17 protein-coding genes and 2 tRNA genes are annotated in these 21,018 nt (G+C 45.2%); 8 read left to right on the forward strand and 11 right to left on the reverse strand.

Annotated features, from left to right (window positions below):
• Window positions 1-12: 12 nt before the first annotated feature.
• The 3 genes from IE165_RS15505 to IE165_RS15515 form a co-directional block, all read right to left on the reverse strand.
• Window positions 13-585: an adenylate kinase gene (locus tag IE165_RS15505; RefSeq protein ID WP_189627553.1), complete on the reverse strand. Its 573-nt coding sequence runs from the start codon at window positions 583-585 to the stop codon at window positions 13-15.
• A gap of 75 nt (window positions 586-660) precedes the next feature.
• Window positions 661-734: transfer RNA gene (locus IE165_RS15510), tRNA-Arg, on the reverse strand.
• Between the two features lie 329 nt (window positions 735-1,063).
• A tRNA-Arg gene (locus IE165_RS15515) sits at window positions 1,064-1,137 on the reverse strand.
• 173 nt (window positions 1,138-1,310) lie between these two features.
• Between IE165_RS15515 and IE165_RS15520 the strand changes: the two genes are divergently transcribed.
• Window positions 1,311-2,135, forward strand: a complete 825-nt coding sequence (locus IE165_RS15520) for an alpha/beta fold hydrolase (RefSeq protein WP_189627554.1) — start codon at window positions 1,311-1,313, stop codon at window positions 2,133-2,135.
• Window positions 2,136-2,144: 9 nt separating this feature from the next.
• On the opposite strand, the gene IE165_RS15525 is transcribed toward IE165_RS15520, so the two are convergent.
• Window positions 2,145-2,927, reverse strand: a complete 783-nt coding sequence (locus IE165_RS15525) for a patatin-like phospholipase family protein (RefSeq protein WP_189627555.1) — start codon at window positions 2,925-2,927, stop codon at window positions 2,145-2,147.
• A 128-nt stretch (window positions 2,928-3,055) separates the two neighbouring features.
• On the opposite strand from IE165_RS15525, the gene IE165_RS15530 reads away from it, so the two are divergent.
• Both IE165_RS15530 and IE165_RS15535 read left to right on the forward strand, forming a co-directional pair.
• Window positions 3,056-3,655 carry a TetR/AcrR family transcriptional regulator gene (locus IE165_RS15530; RefSeq protein WP_189627556.1) on the forward strand — a complete coding sequence of 200 codons (600 nt, stop codon included), beginning with the start codon at window positions 3,056-3,058 and terminating at the stop codon, window positions 3,653-3,655.
• 4 nt (window positions 3,656-3,659) lie between these two features.
• Entirely contained in the window at window positions 3,660-4,298 is a 639-nt protein-coding gene (locus tag IE165_RS15535; RefSeq protein ID WP_189627557.1) for a nitroreductase family protein, read from the forward strand.
• Window positions 4,299-4,353: 55 nt separating this feature from the next.
• On the opposite strand, the gene IE165_RS15540 is transcribed toward IE165_RS15535, so the two are convergent.
• Window positions 4,354-5,808 carry an aminoacyl-histidine dipeptidase gene (locus IE165_RS15540; protein WP_189627558.1) on the reverse strand — a complete coding sequence of 485 codons (1,455 nt, stop codon included), beginning with the start codon at window positions 5,806-5,808 and terminating at the stop codon, window positions 4,354-4,356.
• A 163-nt stretch (window positions 5,809-5,971) separates the two neighbouring features.
• Here IE165_RS15540 and IE165_RS15545 point away from each other — a divergent pair, with 163 nt between their 5' ends.
• Window positions 5,972-6,583 carry a sugar O-acetyltransferase gene (locus IE165_RS15545; protein WP_189627559.1) on the forward strand — a complete coding sequence of 204 codons (612 nt, stop codon included), beginning with the start codon at window positions 5,972-5,974 and terminating at the stop codon, window positions 6,581-6,583.
• A gap of 77 nt (window positions 6,584-6,660) precedes the next feature.
• Here the strand turns inward: IE165_RS15545 and IE165_RS15550 are convergent, their stop codons facing one another.
• The 4 genes from IE165_RS15550 to IE165_RS15565 all read right to left on the reverse strand — a co-directional run bounded on the left by IE165_RS15550 (window position 6,661) and on the right by IE165_RS15565 (window position 10,539).
• Complete coding sequence (locus IE165_RS15550) at window positions 6,661-7,482, reverse strand: alpha/beta hydrolase (RefSeq protein ID WP_189627560.1); 822 nt, start codon at window positions 7,480-7,482, stop codon at window positions 6,661-6,663.
• A 57-nt stretch (window positions 7,483-7,539) separates the two neighbouring features.
• Entirely contained in the window at window positions 7,540-9,186 is a 1,647-nt protein-coding gene (locus IE165_RS15555) for an ABC1 kinase family protein (protein ID WP_229826589.1), read from the reverse strand.
• 12 nt (window positions 9,187-9,198) lie between these two features.
• A complete protein-coding gene (locus IE165_RS15560) occupies window positions 9,199-9,861 on the reverse strand; it encodes a hypothetical protein (protein WP_189627562.1) in 663 nt (220 codons plus the stop codon).
• 66 nt (window positions 9,862-9,927) lie between these two features.
• Entirely contained in the window at window positions 9,928-10,539 is a 612-nt protein-coding gene (locus IE165_RS15565; RefSeq protein WP_189627563.1) for a WbqC family protein, read from the reverse strand.
• 76 nt (window positions 10,540-10,615) lie between these two features.
• Here IE165_RS15565 and IE165_RS15570 point away from each other — a divergent pair, with 76 nt between their 5' ends.
• The 4 genes from IE165_RS15570 to dapA all read left to right on the forward strand — a co-directional run bounded on the left by IE165_RS15570 (window position 10,616) and on the right by dapA (window position 15,547).
• Window positions 10,616-11,482 carry a lysophospholipid acyltransferase family protein gene (locus tag IE165_RS15570; protein WP_189627564.1) on the forward strand — a complete coding sequence of 289 codons (867 nt, stop codon included), beginning with the start codon at window positions 10,616-10,618 and terminating at the stop codon, window positions 11,480-11,482.
• Complete coding sequence (locus tag IE165_RS15575) at window positions 11,479-12,510, forward strand: glycosyltransferase family 2 protein (protein WP_189627565.1); 1,032 nt, start codon at window positions 11,479-11,481, stop codon at window positions 12,508-12,510. Before IE165_RS15570 ends, IE165_RS15575 begins: the two co-directional genes overlap by 4 nt.
• 122 nt (window positions 12,511-12,632) lie before the next feature.
• Window positions 12,633-14,651, forward strand: a complete 2,019-nt coding sequence (ligA, locus tag IE165_RS15580) for an NAD-dependent DNA ligase LigA (RefSeq protein ID WP_189627566.1) — start codon at window positions 12,633-12,635, stop codon at window positions 14,649-14,651.
• A 20-nt stretch (window positions 14,652-14,671) separates the two neighbouring features.
• Complete coding sequence (dapA, locus tag IE165_RS15585; protein ID WP_189627567.1) at window positions 14,672-15,547, forward strand: 4-hydroxy-tetrahydrodipicolinate synthase; 876 nt, start codon at window positions 14,672-14,674, stop codon at window positions 15,545-15,547.
• 90 nt (window positions 15,548-15,637) lie between these two features.
• Here the strand turns inward: dapA and IE165_RS15590 are convergent, their stop codons facing one another.
• Window positions 15,638-17,908: an aconitate hydratase gene (locus IE165_RS15590; protein WP_189627568.1), complete on the reverse strand. Its 2,271-nt coding sequence runs from the start codon at window positions 17,906-17,908 to the stop codon at window positions 15,638-15,640.
• Window positions 17,909-17,964: 56 nt separating this feature from the next.
• Window positions 17,965-20,739: a bifunctional aconitate hydratase 2/2-methylisocitrate dehydratase gene (locus IE165_RS15595; protein ID WP_229826590.1), complete on the reverse strand. Its 2,775-nt coding sequence runs from the start codon at window positions 20,737-20,739 to the stop codon at window positions 17,965-17,967.
• Window positions 20,740-21,018: the final 279 nt, after the last annotated feature.

Consider the following 21,018-nt stretch of genomic DNA (forward strand, 5'->3'; position numbering starts at 1 on the left):
CCTCTTTTTTATTTATGAATACTGGTCTACAATCGCCGTTAGCGATTGGAAAATTGCATCAATTTCTCCGATGCCATCTACTTTAGCAAGTTTTCCTTGTTGTTCATAGTACGGTAGTACATGTATGGTTTTGCTAAAATATTCTTCTATGCGTTTTTTCAACTTATCAGCAGCATCATCTGCGCGACCAGAGATTTCCTGTCTTTTCGCAATACGCTGGGTCAACTCCTCCTCCGTTACATCCAGCGCCACGACCCCAGAAATCTGCTGACCAATGGACATCAGGAATGCATCTAATGCCTCGGCCTGTGCGACGGTTCTCGGAAAACCATCGAATATAAAACCTTTAGCGCCTGGATTTTTTTTAATTTCCTCTTCTAACATGGCGATAGTAATGGAATCTGGAACCAAGTTACCATCCGCAATAATTTGGCTTACCTGTTGCCCCAGCTCTGTTTGGTTTTTAATGTGTGCACGAAAGATATCGCCTGTAGAAATATGTACCAATTGGTATTTCTCAATAAGCTTTTCCGATTGAGTACCCTTACCAGCACCTGGAGGACCGAATAAGACAAGGTTTAGCATAGTGTGTAGTATTTAATATTCTATGTTCGAAAAAAAAAGCCTAATCCGATAGAGAATTAGGCTTCGTGTACTAAGTGCGCTCAAAGGGAGTCGAACCCCTAACCTCCTGATCCGTAGTCAGGTGCTCTATCCAATTAAGCTATGAGCGCGGCAACCATTACATTTTGGCGTATTGCCCTTTCCGTTTTGGTGATGCAAATATAGGAAATTGAATTTTCCCTGCAAATTTTTTTTTACATTTCGAACCTTGTAAACGCTTAACATCTTACGTATCAAAAGAAAGAAGTTTATGGCGATGTGCATATCGATTTTCTGTTCAGACCCCAGGAGAGTTAAAAGACCGCGTATTCGGATAAGATCTAAAGAACCAAAGCAATGGTAAGCGCGGCATATGGCAACAACTTCAACCTGTTGACCTTAGCGGATGTTGCTCAAAAAATTATAAATGAAAAAGGAATATGGATAGAAATAGAAAATGTGCGCTCAAAGGGAGTCGAACCCCTAACCTCCTGATCCGTAGTCAGGTGCTCTATCCAGTTAAGCTATGAGCGCAAACTTTGGTGACTGCAGCAGTATTTACACTGATTTTCGTCTTCCGTGTTGCAAATATCGGCACTTTTTCCTTTTTTCCAAATTATTTTTCAAAAAAAACGGCCTCTATACAATCTGTGGTATATATATTGTTGATTAAAACATAATTACATAAAGAATAAAACCTCACTAACATGTCGGAACGCTTAATTAAAAGCAATAAAATCAGAATTGGCGATATCAGCATCTCCTACTACCATAAGAAGGCCCAAAGCGTAGCAGCAAAAACCATCATTTTCCTTCACGGGTTCCCCTTTAATAAAAACATGTGGCGTCCGCAACTTGAAGCTTTGCCCGATCATATAGAGGCTATTGCAGTGGACATTCGCGGACATGGTAACAGCACTTCTGGACATGGCTTTTTCTCGATAGATGTATTTGCTAAGGATCTTCGTGTCTTCATGGATCGCCTCCAAATCGAGCATGCCGTTCTATGCGGTATCTCCATGGGCGGATATATTGCGCTACGCGCCTATGAACTGTTTCCACAGAAGATAAGTGGATTGGTGCTCGCTGACACGCATAGTAAAGCGGATAGTGACGTGGCAAAACAAAAGCGATTTGACAGTATTCAAGCGGTATTAAGCCATGGACGTAGGCCATTTGCGATCGGTTTCGTAGAGAATGTCTTTTCTCCCGCCAGTATAGAGCAGTATCCCGATACGATTGAGATGATAAAAAGTAGCATCAGAAGGAACAGCATTAGCACCATATGTGCGACATTATTGGCCTTGGCAGCACGAACAGACACCTCAGCAACCTTACACCACATTGAAGTACCTACCCTATTAGTACGTGGTGCGCAAGATAAGATTACCGCAAAACAGGACATGATGGATTTGGCCAATGCCATACCCAATAATCAATTTGTAGAAATAGCGGGCGCAGGACATTTGCCGAATTTGGAAGATGCTGCAGAATTCAATAAATTATTGAGCGACTTCCTAGCAAACATGTGATTCCCAGATCTAGACTTGAAGCGCTTTTTCAGCAAGTGCATAGCCCAAGTCAATCAATTCCTTGGAGCGGTGGAAATCCCATACCCCGGCAGCATCATGCGGAATCGTGATGGTGTAGTCTGGTTGGTAGTAGGCTAGGCTCAGCGTGCTCAGTCGGCGTCGCATCGCATAAAAGGATTCCTGCAGCAGACCAACGGGATTAAGCTTCGCAACAAAACCTTCTTCCTTTGTAGGAAAACCATCTAGATTAACTGCGATCACCGTATTGCCCCGTTTACTTACGTGGTTGAGCGGCAAAGGGTTCAAAACACCCCCATCCACCAAAAATCGGTTGCCCTGCAACACACCTTTAAAGACACCTGGAATGGCAATGGAGGCACGGATAGCACTGTAAATGCTTCCGTCCATGAACAGCACTTCTTCTTCCCGTTCGAGATCGGTCGCCACCGCCGTGTATTTAAATGGGAGATCCTCTATCAATACATCTTCGAATACATCCTGCAATATCGTCAGGACCCGCTCCCCTTTTAGTAAGCCGTAGCGCGGATTTGTGAAATCCATCAGTTTAAAAACCTGAGCTTTGGTTAAGGTCTTCATCCAATCGCCAAGTTGCTGGACACGATTGCAAGCATATGCCGCACCAACCAATGCTCCAATCGAGCAGCCCACAACCTCATCAATCTCGTAGCCATGCGCTACGAGATATTGTATCACACCAATGTGTGTCAGACCGCGTGCACCACCACTCCCGAGTACAAGTGATATCTTTTCGGGCGTTTCGAAATTTTGCATGGTATAAATATAGCGAATATAGATTCCCGTAGCTATGTCAAACTATTGTCTATTTATAACTAACCCACTTGAAAATAAAATAATATCGTTACTTTTGATAACACTGTTAACAAAATGTTTAAACAAGAATGGGTATCAACGATCGTAAGGCACGGCAGCAGGAAGAGATAAAACAGCAAATCATTGCCGAGTCATGGCATATCATTGCTGAAGAAGGTTGGCAAGCGCTGTCTATCCGTCGTATCGCAGATGCCATCGAGTACAGCGTACCCGTTATTTACAAGCATTTCGAAAATAAGGAGGCTATCCAAGAGTACTTCATCAAGGATGGTTTCGCAAAATTGACTGAGGAAATGCGCCAAATACAGACGGCTAGCGATGATGAGCGTATTCGCGAGATCGCGTATAGCTATTGGCGGTTTGCAGCCAGTCGAACAGCGCATTATCGGATTATGTTCAGTTTGGGCATCCCTCATTGCGAAACGGTAAATAGTGTAGCAGAGATGAAACAGATGTCTGACATGATGCGAGTGGCCATCGAAAAATTGGCTCAAAGCCATCGGCAAGAGCACACTGATATCTACCTGAAGCTGAAAACCTTTTGGTCCATGTTGCACGGGTTTATTTCCATTGAATTGCTTTCGAATACGGTGATTCCAGCGGAACCGACCCCTGTATTCAAAGATGCTATAGAAAGTTTTATGTATACCCTAATTAATAAAAAATAAAAAAATGAGCTTACTACAAGATTTACAGTGGCGATATGCAACCAAAAAGATGAATGGCCAAGCGGTTGCACAAGAAAAAGTAGACTATATTGTTGAAGCTGCGCGGCTAGCACCTACTTCATCAGGCTTGCATCCTTTTAAAGTGGTTGAGATTTCCGATCCGGAATTGAAAGCCAAGATCCAGCCTATTGCTTACGGTCAAAGCCAAATTGTCGATGCTTCTCATGTTCTGGTATTTGCTGCATACGATGAATACACCAAAGAGCGTGTTGACTCCGTGTTTGCGCAACAAGAGAAAGAACGCAATTTGCCTCAGGGATTTGCAGACGACTATAAAAATCAATTGTTCAGCAACTTCCAACAGCAAAGTAAAGAGCAACATTTCCAACATGCCGCGCGTCAGGCTTACATCGGTTTTGGGTTGGCCATTGCCGCAGCAGCAGAACAGAAAGTCGATGCTACACCTATGGAGGGTTTTAACAATGTTGCTTTGGACGAGTTGTTAGAGCTTGATAAATGGGGATTAAAATCCGTTACGATATTAGCTTTAGGCTATCGCGATAGCGAAAACGATTGGTTGGCCAATCTAAAGAAAGTGCGTTTGGCGAAGGAAGACTTTGTCCTTGATTTGAGCTCAAACTAAACAGCTATATTGAAACAAAGTGAAAGGGGCAGTCCATTATGGGCGCCCCTTTTTTTTACGTTGTCACTGGAATCTGCCGAAGTATCTGCAGCAAAAATTTCCAAAATTTCTGTACTGAAGAAATCGATACCCTTTCCTGCGGCGAATGCGCTCCCAAAATGGTCGGTCCAAAGGATATCATATCCATCCCGGGGTAATTGGTGCCTAAAATACCGCACTCTAATCCGGCATGGCATGCCACCACTTCAGGTTCATCCGCAAAAAGGGATGCGTAGGTAGATTTTAACACATCCAAAATCTTCGACTGCGGATTCGGTGTCCAGCCGGGATAATCGCCCGAGAAAGAAACCGATGCCCCCATCAACTCGAAACAGCTCTGTAACGCGGTTGCTAAATCCCATTTCGACGATTCCACCGAAGAACGCGTCAGACATTTGACAACAATATCTCCATCCTTCACCGCTACCCGAGCCATATTATTGGAGGTTTCCACGAGACCTACAAAATCAGCGCTCATCCGAAATACACCATTTGGCGCCGCATACAAAGCCTTCAGCAGCTTTTCTTGCACAGCCAAAGGTAACAAGGTAACAGGCGCTGCCGCCACTTTTAGTAGGCTGATCTGCAACCCGCCATCAACGGTCGCGAACTCCGCTTTCACCACTGCCACCTCCTGATCAAAAACGGAAAACACAACTTGTTCGTCTGGATCTTCAAAAGCCAATAAGGCTGAAGCTTCCCGCGGGATAGCATTCCGTAACCCGCCACCATCGATGCTCGACAAGCGTGCGCCTGCTAAAGTCAATCTATAGAGCAAACGCGTTAAGATTTTATTAGCATTGCCCAAACCTTTATGGATTTCCATACCCGAATGTCCACCCTGCAAACCTTTCACTTCCAGCAGGTAGTAGCACATCAGGGCAGAAGGTGTGACTGGTTCATAAGCTAAGCGGGCAGTTATGTCAACCCCTCCGGCACAGCCAATATCGATTTCCGTATCCTCTTCCGTATCCAGGTTGAGCAAGATACTACCGCTTAACAATCCGCCTTGCAACCCTTTAGCTCCGGTCATTCCGGTTTCTTCATCAATCGTAAACAGCGCTTCCAGCGGTGGATGTGCAATATCCGTTGCCGCCAGCACGCCCATGATCGCGGCAACACCGATACCATTGTCTGCGCCAAGGGTTGTTCCATCTGCACGCACCCAGTCACCATCGACGAACATTTTAATACCTTCGTTATCAAAATCAAACTCCGTATCGTTATTCTTTTGATGTACCATATCCAAGTGGGATTGTAGCACCACAGGTTGCCGTTCTTCCATACCGGGCGTAGCTGGTTTACGGATAATCACGTTGCCCACGGCATCTTTAGCGGTAGTCAAGCCCAATCCATGGCCGAAATCCAACATAAACTGAATGACGCGCTGCTCCTTCTTTGATCCTCGGGGCACCGCATTCAACGCTTCAAAATGCGTCCATACCGCCCTCGGATGTAGTTCCTTTAACATAGTCGTTCTCTGTTTTTCCCGGTAAAAATACACATTATTGTACATAAAGCTAGAAAAGCTATTTTCCAGATGACAATTTGAAGCCCCCCCTCCTTTTGTCGATTCCTAGATACTTTCATCAACATTTTTAGTATCTTAATCCTAGAATCGCAAAAACCATCAGATGAAATCATCGAAAGAGAAAATGATTGCCGGAGAAATATATCGCGCTATGGGCAGAGAATTGTTTGACGAAAGACAGTACGCCAAAGAGCAACTCCATATTTTTAACAACTTAGCGCCCTCTAAAATAAAAGCAAGAAACCAGCTCCTAAAAAAGCTCTTCGGCAGAACAACCAATTTGTTTTTTATAGAACCTCCGTTTCGTTGTGATTACGGTTATAATATCTTTTTGGGAGACAACTTCTACGCAAACTTTAATCTCACCATCTTGGACTGTGCACCGGTTACGATTGGAGCCAATGTATTGATCGGACCAAATGTATCCCTTTTCACCGCAGGGCATCCCGTACATCCAGAGACGCGAGCGGCGGGCTGGGAGTTTGCGAAGCCAATAAACATAGCCGATAACGTTTGGATTGGGGGCCACACAGTTGTGAATCCCGGTGTCAGCATTGGTAAAAATGCGGTGATCGGCTCCGGATCTGTCGTGACGAAAGATATACCGGCCAATGTTGTGGCCGCTGGCAACCCTTGCCGTGTCATTCGGCCTATCGACGAGCGCGACAAACAGTATTATTATAAAGGAGAGCGAATGCCAAATCTTGAGGAATAAGCCGTCCATTAAGGATCAGCATAGTTCGCTGATCCCTTGGTGGCCTGAAGGTCGAAAAAGTCTATTATCGGAAATTACTAATTTGTATCTTTTTGTTTCAGGATACGGCTTACTTCATCCAGCAATACGGGCAAACCAGGGTAAACCATATCATGCCCATAACCATCAAATTCCAACAGTCTTGTATCCCGATGGCCTACGACATTCAGCATTCGTTTGAGGTAGGCATTTTCTTCATACCTGCCAAGCATTTCCTTTTCCCGATCACCGGTCAGCAGAACGATCGGGGCAGCGTCCTTACGTACCCAAAACAATGGGGAATAGGCGTCGATAGTGGGCTGTTTCTCATCCACCCCCTGCTCCTTGCGCGCCGTAAAATGGGTGATTGCCTGTCCGCTGAAGGGAATGATGCCTGCCAGTTGGTTGGCATCCAAGCCTTCTTCCTTCAAATAGCGTTTGTTAAGTCCCAGCATGAGTGCAAGATAACCACCTGCGGAATGACCCGACAGGAACATCTTACCCGCATCACCGTTATATTTTTCTGCATGCTTCAAGACAAATGAAACCGACTTCGCAGCATCCTGTATAATATCTTCTACTTTCACGAGCGGTGAAAAACGATAGCCCACCCCGACAATGACATAACCCTTCTCCTTTAAAAAACTGGGGATTTCCTTCCGCCCGCCTGTCAGCCCGCCGCCGTGATACCATATAATGATCGGCCTTTTTTCGCCCTCCGTTGGATAGTGTATATCCAATTGGCATTGGGCGCGTTGGTAATCGGAGACCGGCTTTTCCACATAATCTATATTTTCCACTGTGGTATAAGCTTGAACCGCTTGGCTATGCGCGTTAAAAAATGTACTGAGCGAAATAAAAAATAATAATACTGTTCTCATAATACGATGTTTGGCCTCAAAGTACCAAAAAAAGATACAGCATGCAAACGGTCGCTATTATTTGCTTCGGATAAGATAGACCAACAGGATGCCGGAGAGGATAAAACTCACCGTAAAGCCTAGCCAAGAAAGAATAGGCATTCCCCAAATCAAGTAACCTACACGGCCATGTGCCAAAATGCTTGCGCCTACCCCGAAAGTCATGGCCAAAATCGAGAGCAAAAACTTATTTCCGATACGATGAAAGACCAGCTGCATACGGTCGAAATCCTGGATCTTGTGGTTCAACGTCAGCTTGTCCGCTTTTGCTTTCTCCAAAAGCGTGATCAAATCTTCTGGTACCTCGGATAGTACATCTTTCATAAATTTGGCCTTATCGAGCAGTTGCTTTTTAATATATTCGGCCGACATTTTTTGTTGCGCAATTTTCTTGGCAAAAGGCTTGATACTTTCAGGGACATTCAGTTCGGCATGCAACTGCCGGCCTGTGCCTTCTAAAATGGAAACCCCGCGCAGCAGCAAATACACGAAATCTGGCAGCAATATGCTGTTATATTGCAAAATTTTGTTGAGTTTAAAGAGCATAACGGAAATATCGATATCATCCAGCGCATTCTCTTCAATCATCTGGAAGATCTCATACGCATCACGCTCCAGTTGCCTTTCGTCATCAATATGATGCACCACGGCTAATTTTTTGACATTGCGGATAAGATCCTTGGCATCGTTCATCAAAAAATTGATGACCATGGCCTCGATCATATCGCGATCTCTTGGAATCATAAAGCCCATCGATCCAAAATCGATAAACACAATCTGCCCTGTTTGGTTGATCAATACATTCCCCGGGTGTGGGTCTGCATGAAAAAAGCCATGTTGCAGCACCTGCTCCAAATAAAGATCTAAACAATGCTGCAGTACCGTTTGAGGCTGCAAACCTTGATCCAGCAACCGTTCCACATCGTTAATTTTGAAACCTGCTATAAATTCCATACACAAGATCTCGTCATTGGAGTAGGCGCGGTAGATTTTCGGCACGTAGACCAAGCTGTTCCCCTTAAAATTTCGGCGAAAGCGTTCAATATTATTCAGCTCATTGGTGAAAGAAAGCTCTCCGATCAAGGAATTGGCAAAGGACTGTACAATTTCATATAAATTGATCTTCTGAATAATTTCATATTTGCTACGCAACAACTTCACCAAGTCCAAGATAAAGTCGAGGTCGGCATGCACAATTTGGTTAATTTGGCCACGCTTCACCTTAAAGATAACCGCCGTTCCGTCTCTTAGTGTGCCGCGATAAACTTGCGCGATAGATGCCGCCGCTATCGGTTCCTCCGTTATCGATTCGAAGTGTTCGTCCAGATCGATACCCAGTGATTTAGCCAGCTTTTCTTGCAGCTTCATCGGTTCGGGAGGCACTTCATCCTGCAATTTGATCAGCTCTTGACGTAGATCATCTGGGATGATGTCGGCACGGTTGCTCAACAGCTGCCCCAATTTGATGAACGTTGGCCCAAGCTCCTCGATCGCGAGGCGTACGCGGACATTAAAATCTTCTTCAAAGATACGTTTGGTGTGCGCATTCCAAAGCAATATACTATCTGGGATCAGGCGATCGATATTCGAACGGGAAATGACTTCGTCAAAACCGTGCTTAGACAAAATGCGTAGAATCTGCGCCACCCGCCTGATTTTATGCATGCCGTACATAGGCTAATCGATATAGTTATCCAGACCGATGGCATGACTCACCTTCTCACTTAAGCTGGTAATATCGGATTTCAACCCAACCATAAGCGTCAGGAATTGAACGGGGTTTCCTTCAATTTGCCTGAAGTGCTGCAGATAACCTAATTCGGCGCCAATAAAGAAGCCCGGGAATTTGTAGTCAGCACCGACGCCCATCTTTCCCGCAACAGATACAGAATACTTATTGTCCATTTTCAGTACCTGCCCAACAAGCTCGCCACGAGGCTCGCTCACCAACCCTATTGCCGGACCTAAATAAACGAAGGTATTCAGACGCTTAAATTGCCTACGACGGCCAGCAGCGAGACTCAGCATATAAAAATTTGCACGCCCGTTTTGAACCATATAATTATAATCCGGATCTGGACGTTGCTGATTGTAACCATATGTTAGCAGGTATAGGGTCGGAGTCAGAAAGTAGCGCGAATCTTTCAACGAAATATCCAGCCCCATACTTCCTGAAAACAATTTGGTGGTGAATACGTTGTTTGTTTTTCCCATAGGGAAAGACAGCCCTGTACCGCCCAAATAATAAATTTTATGGTAATGAATTGTATCCTGCTCTTCTTGCGCAAACCCAGTTGTAAAACATAAGGTTAGCAGCACCATTGTAATCAGCTTTCTCATGAAACCATCTTTATTGTTATCTTTAAACAATAAATTGATTCAAAAGTTTTTCAGAAGAAAGCAGTGCTATAAGAAATTTTTGCTTTGCGGACCTTGGTTGAATAAAAGATCGATAACACTCAGCTCTGGCAGAAAGCCATGCCGTTCTTCAAACACCTGGTAATAGGCAGGCTGGGTTGGCCAAAAATGATCTCTTTTCGGATGGATGAGCGTTCGTAAATCTGCGGCCGATTCAGGCGATACATACGCTTCGCTGAAGTGTACACTGCGATTTAATTTCAAACATGTCAACAACAACTCAAGTTGTGCAAAATTAAAATCGAAAAGGAAAGCATGTTGCCGATCATAAAATTTACGAAAATCGTCTTCATAGTATTCAAAATAGGCTGAGCTCCGGTAAGCCGTTTGCAAGCTTAGCCAGTGGAGGCGTTGCCAATCGTGCTCGTAATTGATTCGGATATCTTTCATCGCTACCCTCTCTTTCCTTCCGTGTACAATCGGGACGATAAGATCCAATACGCCGTTGGCCGAAGCAATCCTAGCTCTCGTACGATAGCTCTGCTTCGCATAGTGCTCATGCTTTTCCAACAGCAATGCCTCGCTTCCAGCCTGTTTGATGGCGTGGAAATAGGATACTGGCGGCAAGTAAAAAGCAGGTAAGAGCAGAGAAGAATTCATCGATTTTAACTATTTTAGGCAAAAGTAAACTTATTTAGGGATATTTGCAGAAATTTCAAGCGATTTGACCGTCTTCATGGGAAAAAAAAGTATAGCAGCATTACTCTATCTTACATCTTTGCTACCATTTTGGTTACTGTACAGCGTTTCTGACTTGTTGTATTACATCCTTTTTTATGTGGTTCGGTACCGTAGACAGGTCGTATCCGACAATCTCGAAAATGCTTTCCCCGATAAATCCGCCGAAGAGCGAGATGTTATAGCAAAAAAGTTTTATAGATTTCTACCCGACCTCGTGGTGGAGGCCGTCAAAATGCGCACAATGAGGGCAACCACCGTCAGCAAGCGTATCGAGTTACTTAATGCGGAAGAGGTTTATCAACACCTTGATCAAGGAAAAGGGGTTATTGGCGTTACCGCACATTACGGAAATTGGGAATTGGGTATCTACAGGCTTTCGCTAATGACTTCTTTACCGAAACTGATCATATATAAACCGTTGAGCAATAGCGATTTTAACAGCGTGTACAATGATCTCCGGTGTCGCTTCGGAGCCACCATGGTTCCCATGAAACAGATCCTAAGGCATATCGTGAAACTTCGTAATAAACCGCATATCAGCATGTTCGTTGCTGATCAAACGCCCACTTACCAAGATTCTGACTATTACATGGACTTTCTCCAGCAGGAAACCTTGGTGTACACCGGCACGGAACGAATCGCCAAACTGACAAAAAATCCGGTAGTTTACTGCCATATTGGTCGAAAGAAAAAGCGAGGATATTACTATTGTAAATTCACGACCCTAGTAAGCGATCCGGACTGTTACGAAGCAAACGAAATCACACAGATCCACAATCGATTTACCGAAAAGATGATCAAAAGCCAACCCGAATATTGGCTTTGGTCGCACAGACGTTGGAAAAGAAAACGCAGATCATGAAACATTACCCACGCGTGGCCGTCGTGATCCTTAATTGGAACGGACGATTTTTTTTAGAGAAATTTTTACCTTCTGTATATAACAGTCGCTACCCTAACGTCGAATTTGTGATAGGTGACAACAGCTCGACGGATGATTCACTCTTATTTGTCGAGGAAAATTACCCGACGATACGGGTGATCAGAAATCCCAGCAACTTAGGTTTCGCCGGTGGATACAATGCCATCTTGGAACAGGTGGAGGCGGACTATTTTGTATTGCTAAATTCAGATGTGGAAGTTACGGAATCGTGGATCGAACCCATCATCGATTATCTAGAGCAGCATCCAAACATCGCGGCGGCACAGCCCAAAATAAAGGCCTACCACGATAAAGACATGTTTGAACATGCCGGAGCCGCCGGCGGTTTTTTGGACACTTACGGCTACCCGTTCTGTCGAGGACGACTGTTCGATTCGGTCGAACGCGATATGGGTCAATATGATGACAATTACGAAGTATTCTGGGCATCTGGCGCAGCACTTTTTATACGATCTTCACGTTGGAAGGAAGCCGGAGGATTCGATGCCGATTTCTTTGCGCACATGGAAGAAATTGACCTTTGCTGGCGGTTAAAACGGATGGGTTACGGCATTGCAGTCGTAAGCGATGCAACCGTCTACCATGTAGGAGGCGGCACGTTGAGTGCAAGTAATCCAAAGAAAACGTATCTAAACTTCAGAAATAATTTGGTCATGTTGCAAAAAAACCTACCATTTTTACCGGCATGCTGGATCATTTTCGTACGCATGTGGATGGATCTATTGGCTTTGTTGAAATTTTTGGCTGACGGAAAATTCCGCGATGCATGGGCTGTCAGCCGGTCGCACCAACATTTCTTTGTTTATTTCTTTCGCAATGCTAAGAAGCGTCGCAGTTACAAGCAAACGATGAGTACAGCAGGCATGTACACTAAAAGCATTATTTGGTCATATTACGTGAATAAAATACGCAAATTCTCCAGCTTGAAAGGTGATAATTTCAAATAATGCATGGACCGTCGAATAACAGCGTTTCCTGCTGTAGGCGGACCGATCTCTAGTCAGGTACAATGGTATAAAAAGCGTGGTGATAGTATGTTTACAGCCTAATTTTACTAAATTTGTTCTCTATGTTAGCAGGTATCCAAGAAAGAATCGACCAACTCACGCAAGAGCTGAATGACTATAACTATCAGTACTACGTTTTGGCAAATTCACCTATTTCAGATTACGATTTCGATTTGAAATTAAAGGAGTTGGAATCCTTGGAGCTCGAGTATCCTCAATTTAGAGATCCAAACTCACCTACCCAAAAGGTCGGTGGGGATATTACCCAAAAGTTTCGCACGGTAGCTCATCGTTGGCCCATGCTATCGTTAGGAAACACCTACAACGAGCAAGAGCTCCGTGAATTTGACGAGCGCGTTCGTAAGGTCGTCGGCGATCAAGTACAATATGTTTGTGAACTGAAATTCGATGGTTTGTCCATCTCATTAACCTATGAAGACGGCACATTGGTCCAAGCCGTCACACGTGGCGACGGGGTGCAGGGCGATGAGGTAACCAACAACGTCAAGACCGTACGGCGTATTCCGCATCATTTAAAAAAAGGAAATTATCCGGCTACATTCGAGATACGTGGTGAAATATTTATGCACCGTGCCGCTTTCGAGCGCCTGAACAAACAACGTCAAGACGCAGGCGTACAATCGTATGCCAATCCGAGGAATTTTGCTTCTGGAACAATTAAATTACAGGATCCCAAGGAAGTAGCAAAGAGACCTTTAGATTGTTTCCTGTACTTTTTGTACGCCGACAATAGAAACCGGCTGTTTGCCAGCCATTGGGAAAGCATACAAGCTGTAAAGAGCTGGGGTTTCCAAATATGCGAACACACATCTTTGTGCCACTCCATGGATAACGTGTTCTCGTTTATCAGCCATTGGGATACAGCCCGACATCAGCTATCCTACGATATCGATGGCATCGTGATTAAAGTAAACGATTATGCACAACAGGAAGAGCTGGGTTTTACCGCCAAATCTCCCCGATGGGCGATTTCTTATAAATACAAGGCCGAGCGTGTCGAAACGGAGCTGGAACGCATCACCTATCAGGTGGGTCGTACTGGTGCTGTAACGCCCGTCGCCAACTTAAAGCCAGTCTTGCTGGCCGGCACCACGGTCAAACGTGCCTCGCTGCACAATGCCAACGAAATTGCGCGCTTGGATCTCCATGAAGGTGATACCGTTTATGTAGAAAAAGGGGGTGAAATTATCCCAAAGGTGATCGGCGTCAATGGCGAGAAACGCGCCATAGGAACAGCTCCGATCGTTTACCCTAGCGTATGTCCGGAATGCGGGACTGAACTCCTTCGTCAAGAGGGCGAAGCGGTGCACTATTGCCCCAATGAGGATGGATGTAAGCCGCAGATTGTAGGAAAGCTCCAGCATTTTATTGGTCGCAAAATGATGGATATCCAAGGTATGGGGGACGAAACTATCGAAACCTTCTATAAGCTCGGTTTACTGCATAAAATAGCGGATATCTATTCCCTAAAAGAACATCAAGAAGAGCTAAAGGGCTTAGCGCGCTTTGGCGCAAAATCCATTGACAATATGTTGGCAGGCATCGAACAATCAAAATCGAAACCTTTTGAAAAGGTACTTTTTGCATTAGGCATTCGCCATGTCGGGGAAACCATTGCGAAGAAATTAGCACAACATTTTAAAACGATCGATCAGATTATTGCGGCGAGTGCCGAAGAGATGGCTGCCGTGCAGGATATCGGTGGGCGAATAGCCGATAGCGTATACAATTACCTGCACGATCCGCAGCACCTTTTGGAGATCGGACGGCTAAAGGAAGCCGGTCTACGATTTGAAATCGAAGAGCAAGAGGTGGTCCTGGCTGGCGACAGCTTGATGGGCAAAACCTTTTTGATCTCCGGCGTATTTGCAGATTTCTCCCGAGACGAATTGGCACAGCTGATCGAGTCGCACGGCGGAAAAATGGTATCCAGTATATCGGCCAAATTGAACTACCTCGTTGCAGGCGATAAGATGGGCCCTTCAAAGCTAGCGAAAGCCGAAAAACTGCAGATACCGATCATTTCGGATCAGGACATTTTGAACATGATTAATCCATAATAAAAACTATATCACACACAATGAATGAGCTTCAAGGAGCAGGTGTAGCTTTGGTTACTCCTTTTAATGCAGATGGATCGATTGACTTTGAGTCGCTGGGCAGACTGATAGACTTTCAAATCGATGAAGGGATGAATTACTTGGTATCTTTGGGTACTACAGGTGAAACAGCGACCCTAACTGCCGAGGAGCGAAAGCAAATTTGGATGTATACATCGAAACATGTGAATGGTCGCGTGCCGTTGGTAGCCGGATTGGGAGGTAATCATACGCAGGAAATCGTTTCGCAAGTGGCTTCTTTCGATTTTTCGGGTTATTGTGCTTTGCTTTCTGTATCGCCTTATTACAATAAGCCTACACAAGAAGGTATTTACCAACACTACAAAGCTATTGCGACGGCATCGAAGCTCCCCATTATCTTGTACAACGTACCCGGAAGGACCGGCAGTAATATGTCTCCAGCAACAACAGTGCGCCTGGCAACGGATTTTGAGCAAATTGTTGCCACAAAAGAAGCCTCGGGTAGCTTCGCGCAATTCAGCGAAATCATGCGAGACAAACCAGCAGATTTCCTATTGATCTCTGGGGATGATCCCATAACGCTACCGATGATGGCTCTGGGCGCTGCGGGAATTATTTCCGTGATCGGCAACGCTTTTCCGAGGAAGGTCGCCACATTGGCCAAACTATGTGCAGCCGGAGACTATACCGCAGCACGCGCCGAACACAACGACTTACTGAAACTAACTGAGCTATGCTTCGTAGAAAGCAACCCCTGTGGTGTAAAGTACATCATGAAACAATTAGGCATTGTTTCTTCCGATTATGTACGCTTGCCTTTGGTGCCCGTTAGCCCGCTACTCCAACAGGCGATAGATCAAGAGCTGACTAAATAGCTTTTTTGATAAGCGTTTGGGTGGTATCAGATTATAAAAAAATCCCTCGTCGATATGACAAGGGATTTTTTTATGTAAGGCAAAAGAAACTTATTTCTTTGCTTGGTTCTTACGGATAATATTCAATGCGCCCCCCGCTTTAAACCACTCGATTTGCTGTGCATTATACGTATGGTTAACCGATATTTGATCTTGCGTACCATTCGCATGGTGCAGCACCACGGTTAGCGGCTGGTTTGGAGCAAAAGATGTTAACCCTAAGATATCCACGGTGTCGTCCTCTTGGATTTTATCATAGTCATCTTTGTCCGCAAAGGTCAATCCTAACATTCCTTGCTTTTTCAAGTTTGTTTCGTGAATACGGGCAAACGATTTAACCAACACGGCCCGAACGCCAAGATGACGAGGTTCCATAGCCGCGTGTTCGCGTGAGGAGCCTTCACCATAGTTTTCATCTCCGACGACGATCGACCCGATACCTTCCGCTTTGTAGGCACGCTGTGTTGCAGGAACACCCGCATACTCTCCTGTCAATTGATTTTTAACGGAGTCTGTCTGATCATTGAAATAGTTTACTGCACCAATCAACATATTATTGGAGATGTTATCCAAATGACCGCGGTATTTTAGCCAAGGACCAGCCATGGAGATGTGGTCTGTGGTACACTTGCCTTTGGCTTTAATCAATAATTTTAAGCCTTTCAGATCCGTACCCTCCCAAGCTGCAAAGGGTTCCAAGAGCTGCAGACGATCCGAAGACGGCGAAACTTCCACTTCTACCCCCGACCCGTCAGCAGCAGGTGCCTGATAGCCGGCATCTTCCACATCGAAACCTTTGCTAGGCAATTCATCTCCAGTAGGTGGATCCAATTTTACTTGCTCCCCATCTCTGTTGGTCAATGTATCCGTAACAGGATTGAAACCTAGGTCTCCCGATATAGCAATAGCAGCCACAATCTCTGGGGAGGTCACGAACGCATAGGTGTTTGGATTACCATCTGCACGTTTCGCGAAATTGCGGTTAAAGGAGTGCACAATCGTATTTTTTTCCTGTTTGTCGGCGCCCGCACGATCCCACATACCAATACATGGACCACATGCATTCGTGAAGATGGTCGCATTTAGCTCTTCGAATGTTTTCAACAATCCGTCCCGATCAGCCGTATAGCGCACTTGTTCTGATCCGGGATTAATCCCAAACTCGGCCTTCGTCACCAATCCTTTATCTATGGCTTGCTGGGCAATGGATGCAGCGCGTGACAAATCTTCATAGGAAGAGTTTGTGCAGGAACCGATCAAGCCCCACTCAACTTTAGTCGGCCAGCCATTTTTCTCAGCTTCCTCGCGCATACGCGAGACAGGTGTGTATAAATCTGGGGTGAACGGCCCATTTAAAGAAGGCTCCAATTCAGATAGATTGATTTCAATCAATTGATCGAAATACTGCTCCGGATTTGCGTACACTTCCGGGTCAGCTGTTAAATGCGCTTGGACAGCGTTGGCAGCATCGGCCACTTCCGCGCGGTCGGTAGCCCGGAGATACCGCTCCATTGATTCATCGTAACCGAAGGTGGATGTCGTCGCGCCAATTTCGGCACCCATATTACAGATCGTACCTTTACCCGTACAGGACAACGACTCGGCACCCTCGCCGAAATATTCGACAATAGCACCTGTACCACCCTTTACGGTTAGGATACCCGCGACTTTCAAGATCACATCCTTCGGCGAGGACCAACCACTTAATTTACCGGTAAGTTTGACACCGATCAATTTCGGAAATTTAAGCTCCCAAGGTAGGCCCGCCATGACATCACATGCATCAGCACCGCCAACGCCAATAGCAACCATTCCTAATCCACCAGCATTGACCGTATGCGAGTCCGTACCGATCATCATACCGCCAGGAAACGCGTAATTTTCCAACACCACTTGGTGAATAATCCCCGCTCCTGGTTTCCAAAAGCCAATACCGTACTTATTCGAAACGGAAGATAAAAAGTTAAATACCTCCGAGCTTTCACTTTTAGCACGGGATAAATCCTCCGCTGCGCCATCTCTTGCTTGAATCAAGTGATCGCAATGCACCGTTGACGGTACGGCTACCTTTGGACGACCGGCTTGCATAAATTGCAGCAAGGCCATTTGTGCGGTTGCATCCTGCATGGCCACACGGTCTGGTGCGAAATCTACATAAGAGCTCCCGCGCTCGTAAGCTTCGGTTGCATTGCCATCCCATAAATGGGCATACAAAATTTTCTCGGATAAAGTCAAAGGTTTATCAACGACCTTACGAGCTGCATTAATACGCTCCTCATATTGGCCATAAACCTTCTTTATCATGTTAATATCAAATGCCATATCTCTTTAATTTTATTAGCAGTTAAAAATTCACCTTTCGAAAAGATCATCTTGATCTATCCGACCAATTGCTTCACCGGCGGAGCGAATGTGGTTAAATCTATACCCTTCACCGCAGTTCTGTATTCCTCCATATTTGGAATCCTTCCCAATACGGCAGAAAGAACGACAACAGGCGTAGATGCCAAGAGCGATTCTCCTTTTTTACGCTCAGCATCTTCCACAACACGGCCTTGGAATAAACGTGTTGATGTAGCAAGAACGGTATCCCCCTTAGCTGCTTTCTCTTGGTTTCCCATACAGAGATTACAACCAGGGCGTTCCAAGTACATCATATTCTCATATGTTGTCCGCGCAATACTTTTTGGAAGTATATCACTAAATTCGAAGCCGGAGTAGCGTTGTAATATTTCCCAATCGCCCTCCTCTGTCAACTCGTCTATAATATTATACGTCGGTGCAGCGACAACCAATGGCGCCCGGAATTCCACCTTACCCTGCTGTTCTTCTAGGTTTTTCAGCATCTGCGAAACAATCTTCAAATCGCCCTTGTGAACCATGCATGAGCCGACGAAACCCAGATCTACCTTTTTCTCACCAGCATAATAAGACAGTTCACGGATGGTATCATGTGTATAGCGTTTAGAGACGTCATCGTTATGCACATCAGGATCAGCTATCATCGGCTCCGCAATCATATCGAGGTCGACCACAACCTCCGCATAATATTTCGCATCCGCGTCTGGCGTCAACGCAGGCTTCTCACCAGATTTAATTTCCGCAATCCGTTTATCGGCTTTGTTGATCAAACCTTGGAGAACTTGCTTTTCGTTGTCCATGCCCTTATCTATCATGATCTGGATTCTTCCTTTTGCAATTTCCAAGGATTCGATCAGGGTATCGTCCTCAGAGATACATATAGAAGCTTTCGCTTTCATCTCGGCCGTCCAGTCTGTAAAGGTGAAGGCCTGATCCGCAGGAAGCGTACCGATATGCACCTCGATAATCCTACCTTGAAAGACGTTCTCGCCAGCAAATTGCTTTAACATTTGCGCCTGTGTAGCATGAACCACATCTCGAAAGTCCATGTAGTCTTTCATCTCGCCTTTGAAGGTCACCTTCACTGACTCTGGAATAGGCATCGACGCCTCTCCCGTCGCTAGCGCAAGCGCTACCGTACCTGAATCGGCACCAAATGCAACACCTTTTGACATCCGGGTATGTGAATCACCACCAATAATAATCGCCCATTCGTCTACCGTGATATCATTGAGCACCTTATGAATAACATCCGTCATGGCCGGATAATGACCTTTAGGATCCCGAGCCGTGATCAAACCGAAGTCGTTCATGAATTTCATCAATCTCGGTATGTTTGCCTGTGCTTTCTTATCCCAAACCGAAGCCGTATGACAGCCCGATTGGTATGCACCGTCGACAATTGGCGAAATCACGGTCGCAGCCATCGACTCCAATTCTTGCGCAGTCATCAATCCGGTTGTATCTTGCGAGCCAACGATATTCACTTCAACGCGCACATCCGAACCGGCGTGCAACACTTTATCCGATGTGACTCCAACAGCGTTCCTGTTAAAGATTTTTTCGACAGCCGTCAGCCCCTGCCCTTCCACAGAAATCTCTTTAGCCGGCGCAAATACAGTCGTTGCTTCCACACCAAGAATTTTGGCAGCGACAGTTTGAATTTTCTTGCCAAATACAATAGCGTAAGAGCCGCCGGCTCTTATAAATTCCATTTTTTGTGGGGTAAAGGCTTTTGCTATATCGATAAGCTCCTTATCCCCTTGATATAATTTCTTCGTTTTCGTATTGATGGTCAAAACGGTGCCTGTAGCAACCGAATAAACCTCTTCAAGGATGGTCTCTCCTTTTTCATCACGCACGACCTGTCCGTCTGGCCCCACTTTTTTCACCCAGTTCTTCAGATCAATTCCTATCCCACCCGTAACATCAACCGTCGTCAGAAAAATAGGTGAAATACCGTTTGTTCCAGCTACAATAGGAGCAATATTAACAAACGGCACATAGGGACTAGCTTGCTTGCCTGTCCATAAAGCTACATTATTCACCCCGGACATCCGGGAAGAGCCTACTCCCATGGTACCTTTTTCGGCTATCAGCATCACGCTAGCGTCGGGGTGTTTCGCCTGCAATGCTTTGATCTCTTCCTGCGCAGAGGTGCTAATCATGCATTTGCCATGCAACTCCCTGTCCGAGCGCGAATGTGCCTGATTGCCCGGTGAAAGTAAATCCGTCGAGATATCACCTTCTCCTGCTATAAAGGTTACCACTTTGATTTCTTCAGCGACTTCCGGCAATTGTGTAAAGAACTCTGCTTTTGCATAGCTTTCCAAGACATCTCTTGCTATCGCATTCCCTTCTTGGAAGGCTTTCTTTAAACGCTCGATGTCCGCATCATAAAGAAATACTTGCGTTTTCAATACCTGGGCGGCGTGTCGCGCATGTACTGCATCGTCGCCAAGCGCTAAGTCCAGCAAAACACCTATCGATGGACCGCCTTTCATGTGTGACAATAATTCAAAAGCATACGCAGGCGGAATCTCTTCTACGATCGCTTCGCCTGTGATTATTTCTTTCAGGAATTTGGCCTTGACCCCAGCAGCGCTGGTTGTGCCAGGTAGTGTGTTGTAAATAAAAAAATGCAGCGAATCTGCTCTATTGGGATTGCCCGGATCTTTGATTTGGTTGATCATTTCATGAAGCAAGTCTGCACCATCGATTGGTTTAGGATGTAAACCTTGCTGCTTTCTTTCTTCAATCTCTTGAATATAATCGTTATAAGTACTCATCATTAATAAGTCGTTTCAAAATTGCAGTAAATCTACGTGTTTGTAGCCTGTTTTTTTGTATACGGCTATCCGTGTTTTATATCCCATATAACATACGCTGCCCAGTTACAATAAAACAACGTATCGCACGTAATGTTCATAAAAAAACCAATCGGATGTCCGTTTTTTGATTTACGACAAAAATACAAAAAAGAATAGGTTTTAAGCAGGACTCTTCGGAGGCCGGTATTAATTTGGAACAAATCCAAACAACATACTTTTCCGCGTCAGGATAGTCTCACC

Origin of the sequence: Sphingobacterium griseoflavum (assembly GCF_014653155.1) — a bacterium.
Classification (GTDB): Bacteria; Bacteroidota; Bacteroidia; order Sphingobacteriales; family Sphingobacteriaceae; genus Sphingobacterium; species Sphingobacterium griseoflavum.

Excerpts from the sequence above, each read along its gene's own strand:
- IE165_RS15505 (WP_189627553.1), bottom strand. The coding sequence starts at position 585 with ATGCTAAACCTTGTCTTATTCGGTCCTCCAGGTGCTGGTAAGGGTACT.
- IE165_RS15555 (WP_229826589.1), bottom strand. The coding sequence starts at position 9,186 with ATGCATAAAATCAGGCGGGTGGCGCAGATTCTACGCATTTTGTCTAAG.
- IE165_RS15575 (WP_189627565.1), top strand. The coding sequence starts at position 11,479 with ATGAAACATTACCCACGCGTGGCCGTCGTGATCCTTAATTGGAACGGA.
- IE165_RS15570 (WP_189627564.1), top strand. The coding sequence starts at position 10,616 with ATGGGAAAAAAAAGTATAGCAGCATTACTCTATCTTACATCTTTGCTA.
- IE165_RS15565 (WP_189627563.1), bottom strand. The coding sequence starts at position 10,539 with ATGAATTCTTCTCTGCTCTTACCTGCTTTTTACTTGCCGCCAGTATCC.
- IE165_RS15540 (WP_189627558.1), bottom strand. The coding sequence starts at position 5,808 with ATGTTAAAGGAACTACATCCGAGGGCGGTATGGACGCATTTTGAAGCG.
- IE165_RS15525 (WP_189627555.1), bottom strand. The coding sequence starts at position 2,927 with ATGCAAAATTTCGAAACGCCCGAAAAGATATCACTTGTACTCGGGAGT.
- IE165_RS15595 (WP_229826590.1), bottom strand. The coding sequence starts at position 20,739 with ATGATGAGTACTTATAACGATTATATTCAAGAGATTGAAGAAAGAAAG.
- dapA (WP_189627567.1), top strand. The coding sequence starts at position 14,672 with ATGAATGAGCTTCAAGGAGCAGGTGTAGCTTTGGTTACTCCTTTTAAT.
- IE165_RS15545 (WP_189627559.1), top strand. The coding sequence starts at position 5,972 with ATGAAATCATCGAAAGAGAAAATGATTGCCGGAGAAATATATCGCGCT.
- IE165_RS15520 (WP_189627554.1), top strand. The coding sequence starts at position 1,311 with ATGTCGGAACGCTTAATTAAAAGCAATAAAATCAGAATTGGCGATATC.
- IE165_RS15550 (WP_189627560.1), bottom strand. The coding sequence starts at position 7,482 with ATGAGAACAGTATTATTATTTTTTATTTCGCTCAGTACATTTTTTAAC.
- IE165_RS15530 (WP_189627556.1), top strand. The coding sequence starts at position 3,056 with ATGGGTATCAACGATCGTAAGGCACGGCAGCAGGAAGAGATAAAACAG.
- IE165_RS15535 (WP_189627557.1), top strand. The coding sequence starts at position 3,660 with ATGAGCTTACTACAAGATTTACAGTGGCGATATGCAACCAAAAAGATG.
- IE165_RS15590 (WP_189627568.1), bottom strand. The coding sequence starts at position 17,908 with ATGGCATTTGATATTAACATGATAAAGAAGGTTTATGGCCAATATGAG.
- IE165_RS15560 (WP_189627562.1), bottom strand. The coding sequence starts at position 9,861 with ATGAGAAAGCTGATTACAATGGTGCTGCTAACCTTATGTTTTACAACT.
- ligA (WP_189627566.1), top strand. The coding sequence starts at position 12,633 with ATGTTAGCAGGTATCCAAGAAAGAATCGACCAACTCACGCAAGAGCTG.